Source organism: Ideonella sp. P3_A4 (assembly GCF_056403075.1).
In genome coordinates this window covers 1-1281 of sequence record NZ_JBFUGE010001083.1, presented here as the reverse complement: position 1 = coordinate 1281, position 1281 = coordinate 1, and the positions used below count along the sequence as shown (strand labels likewise).

Below are 1281 nucleotides of genomic sequence, written 5' to 3'. Positions count from 1 at the left end.
GCCCGCGCACTGGCCGAGAGCCGGGCCTGGCTGCTGCAGGTCTTGGAACAGAAGAACCAGGCGCTGACAGCCGCCAATGCCGAGCTTCTGACCAGCCAGCTCGAAATTGCGCAGACCAACCGCGAACTGGCCAGTGCGAACCAGGCCAAGACCGAATTCCTCTCGACGATGTCGCACGAGCTGCGCACACCGCTGAACGCGATCATCGGCTTCTCCGAGATCCTCAGGGACGGCATTGCCGGCCCGCTGATGCCGCGCCAGCACGAGTTCGCCGGCCACATCTGCGACAGCGGCAAGCACCTGCTGGCGCTGATCAACGACATCCTCGACCTGTCCAAGATCGAAGCTGGCAAGGCCGAGCTCGACCTCGAACCGGTCGAGCTGGACCACGTGCTCGCTGACGCGCTGGAGATCGTGCGCGAGCGGGCGAATGCTCGCCACATTCAGCTGGCGGTCGTTGCCACGGGGCGGCCAGACCCGCTGCGGGTCGATCGCCGGCGCCTGAAGCAAATTGCCTACAACCTGCTGTCGAACGCGGTGAAGTTCACACCGCCGCAGGGTCGTGTCACGCTTCAAGCGCGCCTGGTCAATCGGCACCAGGCGGCCACCGGCTTGCCGGGGTTTGCCTCGGGCAGGCGCTTGCCGCTGCCGGACAACGAGTTCCAGCGCTTCGTCGAAATCAGTGTGTCCGACAGCGGGATCGGCATTTCAGCCGACGACCTCGAACATCTGTTCAAACCGTTCATGCAGATCAAGAACGAACTGGCTCGCCCGACCGAGGGCACTGGACTGGGCCTGGTGACGGTGGCGCGGCTGGCGCAGATGCACGGCGGCACGGTGGCCGTGACCAGCAGCCCGCGCATGGGCAGTTGCTTCAGCGTCTGGCTGCCCTGGCGCAGCGTCGAGGCGGCGCCAGACCCTAACCTCGAAACGCCGTTGACCGACGTCTTCAGCCGCCCCTTGGCGCTGGTGGTCGAAGACGACGCCAAGGCCGCAGGGCTGATGCGAATCCAGCTGGAAGCCGTCGGCTTCAGGGTGCGCCACGCCGCGTCGGCCGAAGCGGCCCTGGCCCTGGTGACCGAATGCACGCCGGACCTGATCACRCTGGACATCCTGTTGCCAGGCATGGACGGCTGGGACTTTCTCGCCCGCATCAAGGAGCTGCCGACCTGGACGGACATCCCGGTCGTCGTTGTCTCGGTGGCCGCCGACCACGAGGTGGGCCTGTCGCTCGGCGCCGCGGCGGTGATGCAAAAGCCGGTCGGCCGCACCGAGTTTGCG

The 1281-nt window shown here is 66.6% G+C and carries 1 protein-coding gene; it reads left to right on the top strand.

The window, feature by feature from the left end; genetic code table 11:
* A partial coding sequence (locus AC1DYI_RS36030) for an ATP-binding response regulator (protein ID WP_477208883.1) occupies nt 1-1281 on the top strand: 1281 nt, incomplete at both ends.